The organism is Plantibacter sp. VKM Ac-2876, from assembly GCF_015350715.1.
GTDB classification, from domain to species: domain Bacteria; phylum Actinomycetota; class Actinomycetes; order Actinomycetales; family Microbacteriaceae; genus Plantibacter; species Plantibacter auratus.
In genome coordinates this window covers 119,482-138,899 of record NZ_JADKSI010000002.1, presented here as the reverse complement: position 1 = coordinate 138,899, position 19,418 = coordinate 119,482, and the positions used below count along the sequence as shown (strand labels likewise).

Below are 19,418 nucleotides of genomic sequence, written 5' to 3'. Positions count from 1 at the left end.
GGGCACGGACGGCGCCTCCGGGGATCGTGCTGTGGGGTTCGGCGCGGACGCCGAGGTGGTCTGTGATCCAGCCTAACCGTCACCGCTGACGGTCGGCTCCTGCGACGTCGTCACGGATGGCGACGGGAGGGCTTGGCGTCGGCTCAGTCGAGTTCGAGCACGGACAGGGCGTGCTGGAGGTCCGCCGGATAGGCAGCCTCGAACCGCACGAACTCCCCCGTGGCCGGGTGGGCGAACCCGAGCTTCGTGGCGTGGAGCCACTGGCGGGTGAGCCCCAACCGCGCTGAGAGCGCAGCGTCTGCTCCGTACATCGTGTCACCGACGCAGGGGTGCCGCTGGGCCGCCATGTGCACGCGGATCTGGTGGGTGCGGCCGGTCTCCAGGTGCACCTCGAGCAGCGAGGCGTACGGGAACGCCTCGAGCGTCTCGTAGTGCGTGATCGACGGCTTGCCGTCGGCGGTCACGGCGAACCGCCAGTCGTGACGCGGATGGCGGCCGATCGGTCCGTCGATGGTGCCGGCGAGTGGATCGGGATGCCCCTGCACGACCGCACGGTAGATCTTCTCGACCTCGCGGTCGTGGAAGGCCCGCTTGAGCCAGGTGTAGGCCCGCTCGGTCTTCGCGACGACCATGAGGCCGCTCGTCCCGGCGTCCAGCCGATGGACGATGCCCGCGCGCTCGGCGGCTCCCGAGGTCGAGATGCGGAAGCCCGCCGCCGCGAGGGCACCGAGCACCGTCGGGCCCTCCCAACCGACCGAGGGATGCGCCGCGACGCCCGCGGGCTTGTCGACGACGACGATCTCGTCGTCGTCGTGGACGATGCCGAGGTCGGGGACGGCGATCGGGACGATCACGGCCTCCCGTCGAGGCGTCCATTCGATCTCGAGCCAGGCGCCGCCGAGCAGGCGATCGGACTTGTCGACCGACTTCCCGTTCATGGTGACACCGCCGGCCAAGGCCACCTCGGCTGCGTAGCTGCGCGAGAAGCCCAGGAGCTTGGCGAGTCCGGCGTCGACGCGCTCGCCGTCGAGTCCGTCGGGGACGTACAGGCTGCGGGACTCGTTCACGGGCGACCTGCGTCCGGGCTCGCGTCGCCAGGCTCCGCAGGATCGAGGGTGGCCGCGTCGGCTGCAGCCTCGCGGTCCTCCGCCTCCTGGGCGGCCCGTTCACTCGCTCGCGTCGTGCGCGTGCCGTCGAGGTTGACACCGAAGAGCGTCAGGAGGATGAACAGCGCCATGCTGACCACGATGCAGATGTCGGCCACGTTGTAGATCGCGGGGAGCATCCAGGGCGTCGAGATGAAGTCGACGACGTGGCCGAGGCCGAAGGACGGCTCTCGGAAGAGGCGGTCGGTCAGGTTACCGAGCACGCCGCCGAGGAGCAGACCGAAGACGATCGCCCACGCACGCGAACGGATGCGGCGCGCGAACCAGACGATGACGACCACGACGACCGCGGCGAGGATCGAGAAGATCCAGGTGTAGCCGGCCCCCAGCGAGAAGGCGGCACCCGAGTTCTTGACGAAGTACAGGACCAGCGCTTGTCCGAAGACGGGGACGGACTCACCGACCGTCAGGTTGGTGGTGACGAGGAACTTCGTGAACTGATCGGCCGAATAGGCCACGACGGCAACCAGCGCCAGGACTGCAAGAGTCCTGGCGCTGGCCTTCGACGGTGATGCGGGAGACAACCGGGTGTCTGCGCTAGACCGCTGCGCTGTCGGCGGTCACGCCGGACTTCGCATCGGGTGCGGAACTCGACGACGAGGCGTCGAGGTCCTTCAGCTGACCCTCGATGTAGCCGCGGAGCTGCGAGCGGTACTCACGCTCGAAGTTGCGCAGCTCGTCGATCTTGTGCTCCAGCACGGAGCGCTCCTGCTCGAGGATCTGCATCTGTGCGCGCTGCTTGGCCTCGGCCTCGGCGACGACACGTGCCGCGGTCGCGTGACCTTCGGCGATGAGTGCGTCGCGACGCTGAGCGCCCTCTGCGACGTGCTCGTCGTGCAGGCGGCGGGCCAGCTGCAGGAGGTTGTTGGAGCTCTCGGCCGTGTTGTCGGTCGACTCGGCGGCAGGAGCCGCTGCGGGTGCGACGACCGGAGCCGGTGCGGGAGCGGGCTCAGCCTTTGCGAGCGCGGCGGGAGCGGAGGAGCCGCCCTTCTGCAGCTCGGCGACCTTGGCCTCGGCCGCGGTCAGCTTCTGCTGGACCTCGTCCTTCTCCTGGATGAGGCGACGCAGTTCGACGACGACCTCGTCGAGGAAGTCGTCCACCTCGTCCTGGTCGTAGCCTTCGCGGAACTTGGTCTGCTGAAACCGCTTCTGGACCACGTCTTCGGGAGTGAGCGCCATAGCGAACCACCTTCACTGTCGAATCGAAAATCTGTGTACAACGCCCCCACGCTAGCAAAGTCTGACCCAGTGGGTGAGACATGTTGTCAGCGTCGGAGCTTCCCGTCAGGTGACGGGCGTTCTATCGTAGCCGCACAATCGTCGTGAACCCTGCGCGGGCACCGACGTCGGCGGCTAAAGGAGCTGGACGAGCGTCATCGCGATGATGCAGCACAGCATCGTCAGCGTCCAACCGAAGTCGAGCGCGACGGGACCGACCGCGACGCGCGGCAGGACGCGGCGGAAGAACCGGATCGGTGGGTCGGTGACCGTGAAACTGAGCTCGGCGAGGACCAGGCCGACGCCCGACGGTCGCCACTGCGGGCGGAGGACCCGAGCCAGGTCGAGGATGAACCGCGCCCAGAGGACGAAGAAGTACAGGAGCAGCGCGAGATAGAGGATCGTGCCGATCACGGAGATGAGAGAAGCCACCCCTCGATTATGACTGAGCGAAGAAGGTAGCCTCGGTCGCTTCCGGTGCGCCCTGCCCGTTATCGCCGGAAACGGCGACGTGCTCGGGCGAGAGCAGGAAGACCTTGCTCGTCACTCGCTCGATCTTCCCGTAGAGGCCCTGCGAGAGGCCACTGGCGAAGTCGATGAGGCGTCGGGCGTCGCCGTCGCTCATCTGGGAGAGGTTGATGATGACCGGGACACCGTCACGGAAGCTCTCGGCGATGATCTGAGCGTCGCGGTACTGCTTGGGGTGCACCGTGAGGATCTCGTTGAGGTCCGAGCTCGGGGCGACCGGCTGGCGGACCGGGACCGGCTTGCGCAGCGGGGTCACGGGAGCGGCCTTCTCGACGCGCTCGACCCGCTCTGTGCGCTCGGGACGTTCTGCCCGGCGAGGCTCGGCCTGCTGCGTGGGCTCGGCCTGGGCAGCGTGCTGCTGCTCGTACTCGAGATCATCGTCGGCGAGCCCGAGGTACACCATGGTCTTCTTCAGTGGGTTCGACATCGTTTCCTCCGTGATCTGCGGTCCTTGCACCTTCGAGATTAACGTCACACCGGACGATTCCCGGTGATTGCCGTGCCGATGCGTAGGTGTGTCGCGCCTGCTTCGATCGCCTCGACGTAGTCGTGGCTCATCCCGATCGACAGGCCGTCGGCCTGCGGAGCGAGGGATCGCACCCGAGCGGACGCCGCGACGACCCGCGCGAACGCGGCGGCCGGCGGCTCGTCGAGCGGTGCGACAGCCATGACGCCTCGCAGGACGACACCCTCGGCCTCGAGCGTCTCCGTGGCGAGCGCTTCCAGCGCCGCATCGCCGACCACACCGCCGCGACCCGGGTCGTCGGTCAGGTTCACCTGGAGGAACACCTCGAGAAGGCGGTCCGGTGATGACAGCGCGCGCAGGAGTTCGGGTCGGTCCACCGAGTGCACGGCGTCGACGTATCGACGCACCTGCTTCGCCTTGTTCGTCTGCAACTGGCCGATGAAGTGCCACCGCAACCCGAGTCCGGCGACCGCCTCGGCCTTGTCGCGGGCCTCCGGGTGGCGGTTCTCCCCCACGTCGGTGACCCCCGCGGCCGCGAGCTGCTGCACGAGTGCGACCGGATGGAACTTCGTCACGACGATGAGCGTCGGCTCGTGGATGCGACCGGCCGCACGGGCAGCGTCCGCGACGCGCCCGCGGATCGCGGCGAGGCGATCGAGCAGAGCCGGATCGGGCTCCGAAGAGCCCGACCCGGCCGGGGTGATCGTGTCGCCGCCCACTACTTCAGGAAGTCGGGGATGTCCAGCTCACCCTCGTCGTCGAACGAGGGGTCGACGACGGCGGTCTCGACGACCGCCTCGGGCTGACGGTGCGTCGCACCGGAGAAGGGCGAAGACGCGTTCTGCCTGGAGCCCCAGTCGCCACCCGAGGCGACCGGTGCCGCAGCAGGAGCCGAGCGGTGCTCGGACGACTCGGAGGTCGTGTTGGCCGAGGTGCTGATCGGAGCGCTGGGCGCCTCGTCCGAGGTACTCATGACGCCGCCGGAGATGACCGCGTCGGCCGGCGAGGCCGCCGTCCTGGTGAGGGGCTCACCACCGTCGAATCCGGCGGCGATGACCGTTACGCGCACCTCGTCGCCGAGGGTGTCGTCGACGACCGCACCGAAGATGATGTTCGCTTCGGGGTGCACGGCCTCCTGGACGAGCTTGGCGGCGTCGTTGATCTCGAAGATGCCGAGGTTCGAGCCACCCTGGATGGACAGCAGGACACCGTGGGCACCCTCGATGCTCGCTTCGAGTAGCGGGGAGGCTACGGCGAGTTCAGCCGCCTTGATGGCGCGATCCGCGCCACGCGAGGAGCCGATACCCATGAGGGCGGAGCCGGCCCCCTGCATGACCGACTTGACGTCGGCGAAGTCGAGGTTGATGAGGCCTGGGGTGGTGATGAGGTCGGTGATCCCCTGGACACCGGCGAGGAGCACCTGGTCGGCGGTCGCGAACGCCTCGAGCATGCTGATGCCGCGGTCGCTGATCTCCAGCAGGCGGTCGTTCGGCACGACGATGAGCGTGTCGACCTCCTCCTTCAGGCGGGCGACGCCGAGCTCGGCCTGGGCCTGACGGCGACGACCCTCGAAGCCGAACGGCTTCGTGACGACACCGATGGTCAGCGCACCGATCGACTTCGCGATCCGCGCCACGACGGGTGCGCCACCGGTTCCGGTACCGCCACCCTCGCCGGCGGTGACGAACACCATGTCGGCGCCGGCGATTGCCTCTTCGATCTCCTCAGCGTGATCCTCCGCCGCACGGCGTCCGACCTCAGGGTCGGCACCGGCGCCGAGGCCGCGGGTGATCTCGCGGCCGACGTCGAGCTTGACGTCGGCATCGCTCATCAGCAGCGCTTGCGCGTCCGTGTTGATGGCGATGAATTCCACGCCTCGGAGGCCGAGCTCGATCATGCGGTTGACCGCGTTGACACCGCCGCCGCCGATACCGACGACCTTGATGACGGCGAGGTAGTTCTGGTTTGTAGTCACTTCAGGCCTCCGTGAGAACTCTCAACCTCTAGTTAAGGTTTAAAGTTATGCTGCGTATGCATTTTCTGTCCTGAGCACGACGTTAGGGCCCAGCCCCGACCGTGTCGGGACGCTTCCGGGCGTGTCGGCACATCGACGGGAATATCCCGGTGCGCTTCCTCAGCGGACGATCGCGGCGGACGGCGACGACACGTCGTACTGGTTCACCTGGGACGGGTCGGTGGCCGCCATCGTGGTCGCGAGGATCCGCGCTTTCAGCACCGAGTCCTCTGCACTCCCCCACACGACCTCGGCGGGCGAGTCCACGAGCGTGAGGGTGACGTCGTCCGCGGTCGACGCCGAAACCGACGCCACGCGGGCGCGGAGATCCGTCGGGAGCGCCCGGATCACGGCGGCCGCGGCGACGAAGCCCTTGGAGGTCGGGCCGCCGGTGACCATGAGCGTCGGATACCCGGCGATCGGCTGGTCGCTGCGCTCGATCGTGACCCCGGCGGCGTCGACCAGGGTGTACACCGATCCGGACTGCAGCACACCCACCGGCTCGCGTTCGACGATCCGCACGACGAGTGTGCTCGGAGGCTGGGATTCGAGGGAGTAACTCGCGATGAGCGGGTATCCGACGAGCACCGCCTTGACGGCTCCCGCGTCGACCAGTGCGAGTGGGCGACCCAGCTGGTCGCTGAGCGCCTCGGTGATCTCGGCCTGGTTCACCCGGCTCGCACCGACGACCTCGATGGACCGGACGGCCAGCAGCGGCGAATAGGCTCCGGCGAGCGAGACGACGATCAGGACGCCGAGGATCGCGGCCGCGATCACCCAAGGACGGTGGCGGCCGCGCTTGCGGGCCGTGAACCGACGGATCTCCTGGCGTTCGTGACGACGTCGCAGCTTGGCGGCCTCACGCGGGGTGAGGAACGCCTCGTCGCCAGGTTCGTCCGGGCGCTCCAGGGTCGCCGTCGCCGAGGCGGAGGACGTCGCCGCCGGTTTCGCGTCGACCTTCGACGATGCCGCCGGCGTCGATGAGGCCGACTTCGACTTCGCCTTCGACTTCGGGCCCGACGGCTGGGAAGGTGCGCCCGCACCCGACCGCTTCGGCCGGAGCCGCGCGGCGTCCAGCTCGATGACGTCCGTCTCCTGCTCGGCGACGGGCTCGGCAGGCGCGACGGCGCGGTCGACCGGCGCGGACGCCGACGGTCGCGTCTGACGCTCGGGGCGCGGGCCGGCCGCGGGGTCGAAGCCGTCCGGGCGTTTCACCGGACGCCCATCAGACGGACTCGCGACCGGCGATGGCCTCGAGGAGCTGCGGCACGATCCGGTAGACGTCGCCACATCCGAGCGTGATGACGAAGTCGCCGGGTCGCACGACCGTCGCCGTGTAGTCCGCGGCGCGCTGCCAGTCGTCGATGTACGCGACGCGGTCCGCGTCGGAGAACCGGGTCGACACGGTCGCACCGGTCACACCGGGCTCGGGGTCCTCGCGCGCGCCGTAGACCTCGAGCACGACCGTGTGGTCGGCGTACCGTTCGAGGGCGTCGGCGAACTCCTGGGCGAACAGGCGGGTCCGGCTGTACAGGTGCGGCTGGTGGACCGCGATGATGCGTCCGTCGCCGACCACCGTGCGCGCTGCGGCGAGGGCGGCGGCGACCTCGGTGGGGTGGTGCGCGTAGTCGTCGTAGACGCTCACACCGTCGACGACACCGTGCAGTTCGAATCGACGCTGCGTCCCGCCGAAGGCGGTGATGCCTCGGAGCGCGTCCGCCGGGTCGAACCCGACACCGACGAGGACCGCGAAGGCGCCGGCCGCGTTGATGGCGTTGTGGCGCCCGGGTACGCGGAGGGTCGCCGCGTAGCTGGTGCCCTCGTAGCTGAGCTGGAACGAGACCGGGCCGGTGGAGCCGACGTCGTGCAGTCGGACGTCCGCGTCGGCGGCCTCTCCGAAGGTCAGCACGCGCTTGCCGTCGGCGGCCGCGCGGAGCGCCGGGGTGATCCGGACCGCGCCGGCGTCGTCCGAGGAGATGACGACGAGCTCGCGAGCCTGCTGGGCGAAGGTCACGAACGCCTGCTCGAACGCTTCGAGCGAGCCGTAGTGGTCCAAGTGGTCGGGGTCGATGTTCGTGATGAGCGCGACGGCCGTGTCGTAGAGCAGGAACGAACCGTCGGACTCGTCCGCCTCGACGACGAACAGTTCTCCGGCGCCGCGGGCAGAGCTCAGCCCGAGGGACTCGATCACGCCACCGTTGACGAAGCTGGGATCGGCACCGAGCTCCAGGAGCGCCGTGATGATCATGCCGGTCGACGTCGTCTTCCCGTGGGCCCCCGCGACGGAGATGAGTCGCGTCCCGGAGGTCAGCCACGCGAGCGCCTGCGACCGGTGCAGGATCGTCAGACCCCGTTCCTTCGCGAGCAGGTACTCGGGGTTGTCCGCCCACAGCGCCCCGGTCACGACGAGGGTGTCCGCGTCGCCGACGTTCTGTGCATCGTGGCCGATGGCGACGGGGACGCCGAGCTCGCGCAGGGCGTCGATGTTCTTCGACTCGCGCACGTCCGAGCCGGTCACGCGTGATCCGGCGCTCACGAACAACCGCGCGATGCCGCTCATCCCGCTGCCGCCGATGCCGACGAAGTGCACGACGCCGAGGTCGGCGGGGATCTCGACGGTGGGGTCTGGCTTGATCACGGTGTCACGCTTTCTGGGAAGACTGGATCACCGGCCGCGCACGCGCTGCACCGATGGTTGGAGCGCCTCATCGATGAGGGCGATGACGCGAGCCGTGCCGTCGGAGACACCGACGCTCTTGGATTGGGCGGCCAGGTCGTCGACCCGGTGCCGATCGCTCAGCAACGGGACGAGGTGCTCATGCACCCAGGCCGGCACGAACTGCGCGTCATCTACCATAACCGCTCCCCCGGCCCGCACGACGTCGGCGGCGTTGAAGCGCTGCTCACCGTTGCCGACCGGGTAGGGCACGTAGACGGCCGGGAGCCCGACCGCACACAGCTCGCTGACGGTGGCGCTACCAGCACGCGACACCGCGAAGTCGGCTGCGGCGATGGCGAGCTCCATCCGGGAGCAGTACTCGAGCAGGTGGTAGTGGTCGACACCCGGATCCGAGATCTCGCTCTTCGCACCCGTGATGTGGAGTACCTGCCAGCCGGCCGCGACGACGTCTTCGGCACTCTGGCTCATCGTCGCGTTGATCCGTCTCGCGCCGAGCGAACCGCCGGTGACGAGCAGCAGCGGTCGGTCCGCCACGAGGCCGAACTCGGCGAGGGCCACCGGCCGGAGCGCCTCGCGGTCCAACTCCTCGATCTCGCGCCGCAGCGGCATGCCGACGAAGCGTGCGTTGCGGATGGGCGTGTGGTGGAAGGCGACACCGACGTAGGGCGTGCACCTCGCGCCGAGCCGGTTCGCGAGGCCTGGACGCGCGTTCGCTTCGTGGATGACCAGCGGGACACCGGCGCGCCTGGCCGCCGTGTACGCCGGCGCGGCCGCGTAGCCACCGAAACCGATCACGACGTCCACGCGGTGCTCCCGGATCATCGCGACCACGGCTGCAACCGCCCGGCGGAGGCGACCGGGGAAGCGGAGTGCGTCGATGTTCGGACGGCGGGGGAAGGGCAGTTTGGGGATCGTGAGCAACTCGTAACCGCGTTCCGGGACGAGTCGAGCCTCGAGGCCCTCCGCCGTGCCGACGACAAGGATCGTCGCTTCGGGGTCTCTGGCGCGGAGTCCGTCGGCCACCGCCAACAGCGGATTGACATGGCCGGCGGTGCCGCCGCCGGCGAGGAGGTAGGTGGTCATCGGGTGACTCCGGAGGATTGGGGACGTCGAGCGGGTGACCGACGGGACTGCTGGGACGCGGGGCGCCCCCGCTCCCGGGCGAACGACAGGACGATCCCGATCGCGACGAGGGTGGTGAGCAGCGCCGTGCCGCCCGAGGACAGGAGCGGTAACGGCACGCCGAGCACCGGGAGGACTCCGAGAACGACGCCGATGTTCACGAGTGCCTGGCCGATGATCCAGGCCATGATGGCGCCGGTGGTGATCCGGACGAAGGAGTCGTCGCTGGTACGGATCACCCGGATGAACATGACGGCGAGGAAGACGAACAGCCCGAGGACGAGGACGGCGCCGATGAGGCCCAGCTCCTCGCCGATCGCCGCGAAGATGAAGTCGTTCGAGATCGCCGGCAGCCACCCGTACTTCGCGCGCGAGTTGCCGAGACCGACGCCCCAGAGGCCGCCGTTCGCCAGCGCCCACGTGCCGTGGGTCGACTGCCAGTCGGCGTTCTCGTAGTCGCCCTTGCCGTCGCCGAAGAACGCCATGATGCGCTGCATGCGGTTGGCGCTCGTGACGGCCATGATGAGGAACAGCACGGCCCCTGCGACCACCGGGATCGCGATGTAGCGCAGTCGCACCCCGGCGAAGTACAGCGCCGAGAACACGATCAGGGCCATGATCACGACGGTACCGAGGTCGCCACCGAGCAGGACGAGACCGATGGAGAGACCGGCGAAGGGGATGACCGGGATCAGGGCGTGCTTCCACTCGAGGAGGCGCGGCTGCTTGATCGTCAGCACGAGCCCGAGCCACACGACCAGCGCGAGCTTGACCGCTTCCGAGGGCTGCGCGGTGAAGCCGCCGATCTCGATCCAGTTGCGGTTGCCGCCGATCTCGTAGCCGAGCGGTGTGAAGACGAGCAGTTGCAGGCCCATGGCGACGAGGAGGAACACCCACGCCCACTTCTTCCAGAACCGTGCCGGGAAGCGGCTCACGATGAGCATGAGCGGGACACCGATCATCGCGAACGTCGCCTGGCGCCAGAACAGCCCGAAATATCCGTCGCCGGCCTCGTAGGACTCGACGGAGGACGAGGACAGCACCATGACGAGCCCGAGCCCGACGAGGAAGAGGGTGACACCCAGCAGGAGGAAGTAGTTCTTCGACTCCGGACGCAGCACCTTGCCCAGCGAGATCCGCGCACTCGACATGCCTCTCGGCGACGTCGGCGCGTCGGGTGTCCCACTACCTGAGGCGGTCGTCGTCATCCGGGGCGACGACGACCGCACGCGGCGCGGGTCAGCGCGAGGCGGATCGATCATCCGCCTCACCTCCCAGCTCTGCTTCGACGGCGGCCTGGAACAGGCGACCACGGTGTCCGTAGTCCGTGAACTGGTCCATCGAGGCGGCTGCAGGAGCGAGGAGCACGGTGTCCCCTGCCTGCGCGACCTCGGCGGCCCGGCGAACGGCCTCCGGCATGACGTGTTCAGTCTCCGCTGCGTCGACCTCGATGACGGTCAGCGTCGGCGCGTGTCGCGCGAATGCCGCGAGGACCTCCGAGCGGTCGGCGCCGATCACGACGGCCGCGCGCAGGTGGTCGGCGTGCCGCTCCACCAGATGATCGATCGAGACGCCCTTCAACAGGCCTCCGACGATCCACACCACCGAGCGGTAGGCGGCGAGCGATGCGTCGGCGGCGTGCGGGTTCGTGGCCTTCGAGTCGTCGATCCAGTCCACCTCGAGTCTCCGCGCGATGAGCTGGATCCGGTGCGCGTCCAGACCGAACGACAGCAGGGTGTCGCGCACGGCCTCGACCGTGATGCCGGCGGCCCGGGCGAGTGCCGCTGCCGCCAGGATGTTGGCGACGATGTGCGGGGCGGCGAGCCCGCGCTGGGCGAGCGCTTCGACCGTCGTGATCTCGAGGGCGCTCGTCCGACGGTCGTCGAGGAACGCGCGGTCGACCAGGATGCCGTCCACGACGCCGAAGTCACTCGGTCCGGGGACGTCGAGGCCGAACCCGACGGCGCGGGCGCCATCGACGACCTCGGCCTCCTCGACCATCGACATCGTCGCCGCGTCAGCGCGGTTGTAGACGCACGCGACCTTCGTGTTCTCGTACACCACGGCCTTCGCCGCCCGGTACGCCTCGGCGGAGCCGTGCCAGTCGAGGTGGTCGTCGGCGAGGTTCAGGCAGACGCTGGCGAGCGGTGAGACGATGCTCCGACCGCCCTGCAGGCCGAGGGTGTGCAACTGGTAACTCGAGAGCTCGACGACGAAGAAGTCGAAGCCCTGCGGATCACGGACGGCGTCGAGGACCGGGACACCGATGTTGCCGCAGGGCGCCGCCCGGAAGCCCGCCTCGACGAGCATCGACGCCGTCAGCTGAACGGTCGTGGTCTTGCCGTTCGTGCCGGTGACGCAGATCCACTCGGCCGGGGTGCCGACCTTGTCGCGGACCCGCCAGGCGAGCTCGATATCGCCCCAGACGGCGACGCCTGTCGCCTGCGCCCAGGCGACGACGGGGTGGTCGGGGTGGAATCCGGGTGAGACGACGACGAGTTCCGGAGCGAACTCGACGAGCTCGGACGGAACGGTCGACAGGTCCCGCTGGATGAGCCGCGCACCGATGACGCCGACGAGTTCGGCGCGTTCGTCCGCGGCCTCGCCTGCCAGGACCAGTACCTCCGAGCCGAGCTCGGTGAGCGTGTCGGCGACGGAGAACCCGGTCATCCCGAGCCCCAGGACGGCGACCCGGAGTCCCCGCCAGTCGGCGTGCCAGCTCCGGAGTCCGTCGAGGCGCTCGGCGCTCAACGGCTCAACCACTCGAGGTAGAAGGAACCCACACCCGCGGCGACGAGCAGACCACCGATGATCCAGAATCGGACGACGACGGTGACCTCGGCCCAACCCTTGAGTTCGAAGTGGTGGTGGATGGGGCTCATGAGGAAGATGCGCTTGCCGTGGGTCACCTTGAAGTAGGCGCGCTGCACGATCACCGAACCGGCCTCGATCACGAACAGCCCACCGACGAGCACCAGGAGGAGCTCGGTCTTGCTGAGGATGGCCAGAGCCGCGAGCGCTCCACCGAGCGCCAACGAACCGCTGTCACCCATGAAGATCTGTGCCGGCGAGGTGTTCCACCAGAGGAATCCGATGAGCGCACCCACGATCGCCGCGGCGACAACGGCGAGGTCGAGTGGATCCCTGACGTCGTAGCACTTGTAGGCCACGTCGGAGGCGAGCGAGGAGCTGAAGCACGACTGGTTGAACTGCCAGAACCCGATGATGATGTACGAGCCGATCGCGAGGATCGAGGCGCCGGTGGCCAGCCCGTCGAGCCCGTCGGTGACGTTCACGCCGTTCGACGTCGCAGCCACGATCACCGAGGTCCAGAGGATGTAGAGCAGGATGCCGATCACCGGGATGCCGATCGCCATGAAGTTGATCGGGATGTCGCGGATGATCGAGATGTTGGTCGACGCCGGGGTGAACCCCTCGGTGTTCGGGAAGTTGATCGCGAGGACGGCGAAGACCGTCGCGACGATGAGCTGTCCGGCGACCTTCGCCCACCCGCCGAGGCCGAGGCTCTGCTTCTTCCGCACCTTCAGGAAGTCGTCGATGAACCCGACGATGCCGAGACCGACCATCATCAAGAGGACCAGGAGCGCCGAGACGCCGACCTGTTCCTGGAAGACCAGATAGCTCGCGAAGAAGCCGACGAGGGTGCCGACGATGATGATGACGCCACCCATCGTCGCGGTCCCGCGCTTCGTGTGGTGGCTCTGTGGTCCGTCGTCACGGATGAACTGGCCCCAGGCCAGCTTGCGGAACGCCCTGATGAAGAGCGGGGTCAGGAAGAGGGAGAACGCCAGCGAGATCGCTCCCGCGGCCAACAGGACTCTCATGCGTACAACTCCCCCAGTCGATCGCCCAGCAACCGGAGTCCGGCCGCGTTGGACGATTTGACGAGCACGGTGTCGCCCGGGGCGATCTCCGCGCTCAAGTACGCGAACGCCTCGTCCGCGGTCGCGAAGTACACCGACTCCCCGTCCCACGACCCTTCGTTGATCGCGGTGATGTGCATGCGGCGGGCCTCGGGGCCGACCACGACGAGGCGGCCGATGCCGAGCCGGACGACCTGGAGCCCGATCCGGTCGTGTTCCTCGCCCGCCCAGTCGCCCAGTTCGCTCATGGCGCCGAGGACCGCGATGGTCCGGCCGCGTTCAGCACCGATCTGGGCGAGGGTCCGGATCGCGGCCGACATCGAGTCGGGGCTCGCGTTGTAGGCGTCGTTGATGATGGACACGTCGTCGCGTCCGCCGAGGGGCTCCATCCGCCAGCGCTCCGCCCGGCTCACGCTCGCGAGGGCGTCGACGATGAGGTCGATCTCCACACCGAGTTCGTGGGCGGCTGCGGCCGCGGCGAGGGCGTTCATGACGTGGTGCTCACCGAGCACCTTGAACCGGACGGGCGCAGAGGAGCCGTCGGGCAGGTGCAGCGTGAACGCGGTTCCGGACGCCGTCGCGACGATGTCGGTCGCGCGAACGGCGGCGCGATCGTCGAGGCCGAACCAGAGCACGCGTGCCCGGGTGGCGTCGGCCATGCCCGCCACCCGTGGATCGTCGAGGTTGAGGACGGCGACGTCCTCCGGGAGCAGCTCGGACACCATCTCGGTCTTCGCCGTGACGGTCGCTTCGATCCCGCCGAACTCCCCCGCGTGCGCGAGTCCGACCTTCAGGACGACCCCGATGTCGGGCTTCGCCATGCGGATGAGTCGGGCGATCTCGCCGATGCCGCTGGCACCCATCTCCGCGACGAGGAACCGTGTGTCGTTCGTCACGCGCAGCATGGTGATCGGTGCACCGACCTCGTTGTTGAAGGAGGCCTTCGGGCTGACCGTCTCGCCGACCCGCTCGAGGACCGCGGCGAGGAGGTTCTTGGTCGTGGTCTTGCCGTTGGATCCGGTGATGCCGACGATCCGGAGTCGTCCGAGCGCGCGCACCCTCGAGATGACCTCGGTGGCGAGGGCGCCGAGCGCGGTCACGGAGTGCTCGACGACGATCTGCGGCACGGCGACGGCCAGTTCCCGTTCGACGATGAGCAGGGCGGCGCCGTTCGCGACCGCCGCATCCGCGAACAGGTGTCCGTCGGTCTCCTCGCCGGGCTTCGCGACGAAGATGTCGCCGGGCGTGATGAGTCGGGAGTCGGTGTCGGCGACGCCGGACACGACGACGCCGGGGTCCGCCGAACCGGGGATCAGTCGACCGTCGGTCGCAGCAGCGATCTCGGTGAGGGTCAGGTCGATCATCAGAGCCACCCTGCCTCTCGCAGCGCCTCACGCGAGTCGTCGCGCGCCGAGTACGGGAGCTTCACACCGGCGACCTCGTGGTAGTCCTCATGCCCGGGTCCGGCGTACAGGATGGTGTCGCCCTGACCGGCCAGCGCCAGCGCCGTGCGGAAGGCGGTCGCCGGATCGGCGACCTCGTGCAGCTCGCCGTCCGGCGCGGCTTCGCGGGCGGCCTCGAGGAGCACGCGTCGGATCGACGCCGGGTCCTCGCTCCGTGGGTGGAAGTCGGTGACCACCACGACGTCGGCGCCCCGTGCGGCGATCGCACCCATGTCGCGACGCTTCGTCGTGTCGCGGTCTCCGTCGGCGCCGAACACCATGATCACGCGGCCCGGCGTGACGGCGCGGATGGCTGCGAGGGTGTTGAGGAACGCGTCGGGACTGTGCCCGTAGTCGATGTACACGACCGGGCCGCGGTCGCCACTGATCCGCTCGGCCCGCCCGGGGATGTAGGCGTCGATCCCACCGTCCCGTTCGAGGGCCTGGGCGATCATGTCGAACTCCACGCCGGACTCGACGAGCATCACGATCGCGAGCGCGGCGTTCGCCGCCATGAACCAGCCGAGCAGGGGCACGCTCGTCACGAGCACCCGGTCGCCGGGGCCGTCGAGTCGGAACGTCGTGGAGCCGGCGGTCTCCTCGAGGATCGTCATGCGCCAGTCGGCGTCGACCTCTGGGCGGGTCGTCAGGGTCGTCACCGGGATCCGGCTCTGCTCGACGAGTCGGCCGCCCCACTCGGAATCGATCGTGACGACACCACGTCGTGCGCGATCGGGTTCGAACAGCTCCCGCTTGGCCGCGAAGTACTCGTCGAAGTCGCCGTAGTCGTCGAAGTGGTCGTGACTGAGGTTGGTGAAGCCGACGACGTCGAAGACGATGCCGTCGACGCGGTGCCTGGTCAGCGCCTGGGCGGAGACCTCGATGGCGACCGCGCGCACTTCGGACTCGCGCATGCGTGCGAGTAGCGCGTGCAGCTCACTGGCCTCCGGCGTGGTGAGGGAGCTCGTCACCGCGAGGTCGCCGATGCGCCGCTCCGCAGTGGAGCTCAGCCCGGAGACGATCCCGAGTTGCGCGAGCATGCCGCTCAGGAGGTAGACCACGCTCGTCTTGCCGTTGGTGCCGGTCACCCCGAACAGCGTCGGCGGCTCCTCGGCGGTGCGGTACACCCAGGCTGCGAGGTGCCCGAGGGCGGCACGCGGCTCGGGCACGACGATGATCGGCAAGCCGGCCGCTGCGGCCAGGTCTCGTCCGGCGTCGTCGGTGAGCACGGCGACCGCGCCGCGTTCCTTCGCCTGCTCGGCGTATGCGGCACCGTGGGCGCGGACACCCGGCATGCCGATGTAGAGGTCACCGGGCTCGACGGCACCGGAGCTCAGGCTGACACCGCTGATCTCCACGCCGTCGGCCGAGCCGTGCAGGTCGAGGTCGAATTCGGTCACCAGCTGCGAGAGCGCCCGCCGTTGCGGATGTTCCGGCCTGAGGCTGATCGGGCCCTGATTGTTCACGCTGAGCCCATCCTTCATGAGGTCGTTCAAAAACTGAGCGGCAGGTTCGGTGCCGGCTCCGTGGACGGCTGCACTCCCCTGCTCTTCAGCACCTGGGTGGTCACATCCCGGAAGATGGGAGCGACTGCAGCCGATGAATTCATCTTAACCGGGTCGGCCAAGTTCACCGAAACGACGAACTGCGGCGCCTCTGCAGGAGCGAAACCGGCCATCGAGACGAGGTAGCTCGAGCTGTAACCGCCGTCGCCGTCGGGCTGCTGTGCGGTACCGGTCTTCATGGCCACCCGGTAGCCGGGGACGTCGACATTCTTGGCGACCCAGCTCTCCTGGTCGACCATCTCGAGCATGTCGCTGACCTGCTTCGCCGCGTCGGCGGAGACGACCTGGGTTCCGGTCGCGTCGGGGACGTCGGTCATGGTTCCGTCGGCGTTCCGGCACCCCTCGACCAACTGGACGGGCATGCGGACACCGCCGTTCGCGATCGTCTGGTACAGGCTGGCGCCCTGGATCGCGGTCGTCGAGAAGCCCTGACCGAACATGGTCGCGTAGTCCGTCTGGCTGTCCCAGTCCGCAGGGTCCGCCATGAGGCCACCGGACTCGCTCGGGAACCCGACCTCGGTCTTCTGCAGCTGACCGAACTTCTGGAAGTAGGCGTAGCGGGTGTCCGCACTCATCTTCTCGCCGAACTGCGAGATCCCCGTGTTGGACGATTCGACCATGACACCCGACAGGGTGAGGTTCAGATCCGCGTGGAACTCGCTGTCGTTGATGTCGGCACCGTTCGAAGGCTTGTACCGGAACGGAGCGACCACCTGGGAGTTCGGGTTCGCGACACCCTGGTCGATGAGCGCCGCGGCGGTGAGCGACTTGTACGTCGATCCCGGTTCGAACGGCGCGGCGAAGGCCCGTGAGCCTCGGTCTTCGGACGGCGTCGCGCTGACGTTGCCGGGGTCGACGGCCGGGTACTCGGCGACGGCGAGGAGCTTGCCGGTCTTGACCTCCATCACCGTGACGACGCCCCAGCTCGCACCGACCGCTTCGGCCTGCGCGGCGAGCGACTGCTGCGAGAACCACTGGATGTCCTTGTCGAGCGTGAGCACGACGTCGCCACCGTCCTTCGCCGGCTTCGTCACCGTGGTGCCGGGGAGCGGGAGACCGCCGCTGCCCTTCTCGTACGTCGTGCGACCGTCCTTGCCGGCGAGGCAGGAGTTCTCCATGAGTTCGACGCCCGCCTGGGCCTCGCCCTCCTCGCCCACGAAGCCGACGATGTTGCCGGCGACAGCACCGTTCGGGTACACCCGGTAGGGCTCTTCCTTGAAGGTCGTCCACGGGATCTCCAGCGCCTTGAGCGCTCGGAGCTGGTCGAGGGTGAGTTTCTTCGCGATGAGGGCGTAGAGCGAGTCCTTGTCCGCGGCGAGGGCGTCCGTGATGAGCGCGAGGACCTCCGGACCGGGCTTCCCGATGATCGCGCCGATCTCGTTCGTCGCCTGCTCGAGGGTGATCGTCTGCTCGGCGCCGTCGACCTCGCGTTCGAACGGACCGGCGTCCTTCGGAGATGCCGCCATGCTGTACCGCATGACCGCTTCGGCGAGCACCGAACCGTCGGAGGCGAGGATGTTGCCGCGGGTGGCGAGGATCGTGTCGCCCGTCTCGGTCTTCTCGAGTGATTCGGCGCTCAAGGCACTCGCGCGGACCACCTGGATGTCGACCAGGCGGAGGACGAAGAGCGTCATCACGATGGAGACCGCGACGATGGTGAACGCGAGGCGTCGGCGCGTGGTCTTCGTGTGTCTCACCATGATGCCCGCACCGCGTCCTCTCCCGACGTCGCACCTCCGAGCAGGGCGTCGTCCTCCACCGTGAGCCGTCCGGTCATCGTGTGGTCGGCGACGGCAGCCCGTCCTGCAACGGTACGGGCGGGGTGACCGCTTCCTGGCTCGACGCGCCGTCTGCGGCGGCGGCGTTCTGTCCGCCGACGAGCGGGAGCGTCGCGGCCTGCGCGTTCGGCACGAGGGCGGCGTTGAAGATCGGACTCGTGCTCGCCGACGCCGGCGTGGGCGTCCCCAGCACGGCACCGTCGGAGAGCCGGAGGTAGGTCGGGAGCGAGTTGCCCACCATGCCGAGCGCCTGCGCGTTCACGGCGAGGTACTGCGGGGAGGCCAGGCGGTCGAGGTCCTCGGCCAGCGCGGCCGAGGTGCGGCCGAGTTCGACCTGCTTCCCCTCGAGCTGCTGGATCTGGTAAGCACCCTGGCTCAACCCGACGCTGAGCAGCAGCTGGCCGACGACGATGGCGACGACCGCACCGACGACGATGACCGCGTACATCGGCCGTGGTCGGAGCTTCGAGCGCGCCCCGGTCGTGACCGCACGGATGTGCTGCCGTTCGGGAGCCGTCCGGGTCGGCTGTGGCCGAGCGCGTCCGAGCCGTTCGGGTGCGAGATCGAGTGCTGCGGTCGCTCCGCTCATGCTGGCCTCCTCAGCCGTTCGGCCGCGCGGAGTCGCACGGGTTTCGCTCTGGGGTTCTCGTCGATCTCGGCCTCGGTGGCGAGTTCGGCGCCCTTGACGAGGAGCTTCAGCTCCGCGCTGTGCTCCGGGAGCTCGACGGGCAGCCCCGCCGGCGTGGTCGACTTCGCTCGCGCCTGAAGCTCGCGCTTGACGATCCGGTCCTCGAGCGACTGGTAGGACAGGAACACGATCCGGCCTCCGACCCGAAGCAGGTCGAGCGCGCGGGGCACGGCGGACTCGAGGACCGACAGCTCCGCGTTGACCTCGATGCGCAGCGCCTGGAAGACCCGCTTGGCCGGGTGGCCGGTGCGTCGTGCGGCCGCCGGAGTGGCCCGATCGATGAGCTCGACGAGCTGACCGGAACTCGTCAGCGGTCGCTGCTGGCGTTCCTCGACGATGCGGCGTGCATAGCGCTGCGCCAACTTCTCGTCGCCGTACTCCCAGAAGATCTTCCGAAGCGCGACCTCGTCGTAGGTGGCGAGGATCGTCTCCGCCGTCAGCTCGCTCGAGGCGTCCATCCGCATGTCGAGGGGCGCGTCCTGCGAGTACGAGAAGCCGCGTTCGGTCCGATCGAGTTGCAGCGAGGAGACACCGAGGTCGAACAGGATCCCGTCCACCTGTGGGAACCCGAGCTCCTCGGCCGCCTCGTCGATGTCGTCGTAGACGGCTTTGACGAACCGGGCTCGCGACCCGAAGCGCTCGAGCCGCTCCTGAGCGATGTCGAGTGCTTCGAGGTCGCGGTCGAGCCCGATGAGGGTCAACTGCGGGAACCGCTCGAGTATGGCTTCGGCGTGGCCCGCCATGCCGAGCGTGGCGTCGATGAGGACCGCGCCCTCGTGGGACACGGCGGGGGCGAGCAACTCGATGCATCGCTCGAGGAGGACCGGGGTGTGGATGTCGTTGATGGCCATATGCGTAATCCGGACG

The 19,418-nt window shown here is 68.8% G+C and carries 18 protein-coding genes; all 18 read right to left on the bottom strand.

What is annotated here, in order from left to right:
• Positions 1 to 143 precede the first annotated feature (143 nt).
• Complete coding sequence (locus tag ITJ62_RS07055) at positions 144 to 1,067, bottom strand: RluA family pseudouridine synthase (protein ID WP_159878867.1); 924 nt, start codon at positions 1,065 to 1,067, stop codon at positions 144 to 146.
• Positions 1,064 to 1,690 (bottom strand): signal peptidase II, encoded by a 627-nt coding sequence (gene lspA, locus ITJ62_RS07050; RefSeq protein WP_194600511.1) that lies wholly within the window; start codon positions 1,688 to 1,690, stop codon positions 1,064 to 1,066. Before lspA ends, ITJ62_RS07055 begins: the two co-directional genes overlap by 4 nt.
• A 13-nt stretch (positions 1,691 to 1,703) precedes the next feature.
• Positions 1,704 to 2,345, bottom strand: coding sequence for a DivIVA domain-containing protein (locus ITJ62_RS07045; protein WP_079706011.1), 642 nt, complete (start codon positions 2,343 to 2,345; stop codon positions 1,704 to 1,706).
• A 174-nt stretch (positions 2,346 to 2,519) separates the two neighbouring features.
• Positions 2,520 to 2,816 carry a YggT family protein gene (locus tag ITJ62_RS07040; RefSeq protein ID WP_064296991.1) on the bottom strand — a complete coding sequence of 99 codons (297 nt, stop codon included), beginning with the start codon at positions 2,814 to 2,816 and terminating at the stop codon, positions 2,520 to 2,522.
• A 7-nt stretch (positions 2,817 to 2,823) separates the two neighbouring features.
• Positions 2,824 to 3,339 carry a cell division protein SepF gene (locus ITJ62_RS07035; RefSeq protein ID WP_194600509.1) on the bottom strand — a complete coding sequence of 172 codons (516 nt, stop codon included), beginning with the start codon at positions 3,337 to 3,339 and terminating at the stop codon, positions 2,824 to 2,826.
• 44 nt (positions 3,340 to 3,383) lie between these two features.
• Positions 3,384 to 4,097: a YggS family pyridoxal phosphate-dependent enzyme gene (locus ITJ62_RS07030; protein WP_370581859.1), complete on the bottom strand. Its 714-nt coding sequence runs from the start codon at positions 4,095 to 4,097 to the stop codon at positions 3,384 to 3,386.
• A complete protein-coding gene (gene ftsZ, locus ITJ62_RS07025) occupies positions 4,097 to 5,353 on the bottom strand; it encodes a cell division protein FtsZ (RefSeq protein ID WP_194600507.1) in 1,257 nt (418 codons plus the stop codon). The genes ITJ62_RS07030 and ftsZ overlap by 1 nt, the downstream gene beginning before the upstream one ends.
• A 159-nt stretch (positions 5,354 to 5,512) precedes the next feature.
• Positions 5,513 to 6,607: an FtsQ-type POTRA domain-containing protein gene (locus tag ITJ62_RS19300; protein ID WP_194600505.1), complete on the bottom strand. Its 1,095-nt coding sequence runs from the start codon at positions 6,605 to 6,607 to the stop codon at positions 5,513 to 5,515.
• Positions 6,608 to 6,617: 10 nt separating this feature from the next.
• Positions 6,618 to 8,030, bottom strand: coding sequence for a UDP-N-acetylmuramate--L-alanine ligase (gene murC / locus ITJ62_RS07015; RefSeq protein ID WP_137241622.1), 1,413 nt, complete (start codon positions 8,028 to 8,030; stop codon positions 6,618 to 6,620).
• Positions 8,031 to 8,057: 27 nt separating this feature from the next.
• Complete coding sequence (locus ITJ62_RS07010) at positions 8,058 to 9,155, bottom strand: glycosyltransferase (protein ID WP_194600503.1); 1,098 nt, start codon at positions 9,153 to 9,155, stop codon at positions 8,058 to 8,060.
• Positions 9,152 to 10,345: a putative lipid II flippase FtsW gene (gene ftsW / locus ITJ62_RS07005; protein WP_228498104.1), complete on the bottom strand. Its 1,194-nt coding sequence runs from the start codon at positions 10,343 to 10,345 to the stop codon at positions 9,152 to 9,154. Before ftsW ends, ITJ62_RS07010 begins: the two co-directional genes overlap by 4 nt.
• A gap of 88 nt (positions 10,346 to 10,433) precedes the next feature.
• On the bottom strand, positions 10,434 to 11,945 hold the full coding sequence (gene murD, locus ITJ62_RS07000; protein WP_194600499.1) for a UDP-N-acetylmuramoyl-L-alanine--D-glutamate ligase: 1,512 nt from the start codon (positions 11,943 to 11,945) through the stop codon (positions 10,434 to 10,436).
• Positions 11,942 to 13,039 (bottom strand): phospho-N-acetylmuramoyl-pentapeptide-transferase, encoded by a 1,098-nt coding sequence (gene mraY, locus ITJ62_RS06995; RefSeq protein ID WP_194600498.1) that lies wholly within the window; start codon positions 13,037 to 13,039, stop codon positions 11,942 to 11,944. Before mraY ends, murD begins: the two co-directional genes overlap by 4 nt.
• Positions 13,036 to 14,442 (bottom strand): UDP-N-acetylmuramoyl-tripeptide--D-alanyl-D-alanine ligase, encoded by a 1,407-nt coding sequence (murF, locus tag ITJ62_RS06990; RefSeq protein ID WP_194600496.1) that lies wholly within the window; start codon positions 14,440 to 14,442, stop codon positions 13,036 to 13,038. Before murF ends, mraY begins: the two co-directional genes overlap by 4 nt.
• Entirely contained in the window at positions 14,442 to 15,986 is a 1,545-nt protein-coding gene (locus ITJ62_RS06985; protein WP_370581858.1) for a Mur ligase family protein, read from the bottom strand. The genes murF and ITJ62_RS06985 overlap by 1 nt, the downstream gene beginning before the upstream one ends.
• Before the next feature lie 26 nt (positions 15,987 to 16,012).
• Positions 16,013 to 17,785: a penicillin-binding protein 2 gene (locus tag ITJ62_RS06980; RefSeq protein ID WP_138947136.1), complete on the bottom strand. Its 1,773-nt coding sequence runs from the start codon at positions 17,783 to 17,785 to the stop codon at positions 16,013 to 16,015.
• Between the two features lie 73 nt (positions 17,786 to 17,858).
• The gene (locus tag ITJ62_RS06975) at positions 17,859 to 18,452 is read right to left on the bottom strand and encodes a hypothetical protein (RefSeq protein WP_064297001.1); all 594 of its coding nucleotides are present in this window, start codon (positions 18,450 to 18,452) and stop codon (positions 17,859 to 17,861) included.
• Positions 18,449 to 19,402, bottom strand: a complete 954-nt coding sequence (gene rsmH / locus ITJ62_RS06970) for a 16S rRNA (cytosine(1402)-N(4))-methyltransferase RsmH (protein ID WP_194600492.1) — start codon at positions 19,400 to 19,402, stop codon at positions 18,449 to 18,451. The genes ITJ62_RS06975 and rsmH overlap by 4 nt, the downstream gene beginning before the upstream one ends.
• Between the last annotated feature and the right edge of the window lie 16 nt (positions 19,403 to 19,418).

Coding starts and splice junctions, on each gene's coding strand:
- ITJ62_RS07045 (WP_079706011.1), bottom strand. CDS start 2,345: ATGGCGCTCACTCCCGAAGACGTGGTCCAGAAGCGGTTTCAGCAGACC.
- ftsW (WP_228498104.1), bottom strand. CDS start 10,345: ATGTCGAGTGCGCGGATCTCGCTGGGCAAGGTGCTGCGTCCGGAGTCG.
- ITJ62_RS06980 (WP_138947136.1), bottom strand. CDS start 17,785: ATGGTGAGACACACGAAGACCACGCGCCGACGCCTCGCGTTCACCATC.
- murF (WP_194600496.1), bottom strand. CDS start 14,442: ATGATCGACCTGACCCTCACCGAGATCGCTGCTGCGACCGACGGTCGA.
- rsmH (WP_194600492.1), bottom strand. CDS start 19,402: ATGGCCATCAACGACATCCACACCCCGGTCCTCCTCGAGCGATGCATC.
- ITJ62_RS07035 (WP_194600509.1), bottom strand. CDS start 3,339: ATGTCGAACCCACTGAAGAAGACCATGGTGTACCTCGGGCTCGCCGAC.
- ITJ62_RS06975 (WP_064297001.1), bottom strand. CDS start 18,452: ATGAGCGGAGCGACCGCAGCACTCGATCTCGCACCCGAACGGCTCGGA.
- mraY (WP_194600498.1), bottom strand. CDS start 13,039: ATGAGAGTCCTGTTGGCCGCGGGAGCGATCTCGCTGGCGTTCTCCCTC.
- ITJ62_RS07010 (WP_194600503.1), bottom strand. CDS start 9,155: ATGACCACCTACCTCCTCGCCGGCGGCGGCACCGCCGGCCATGTCAAT.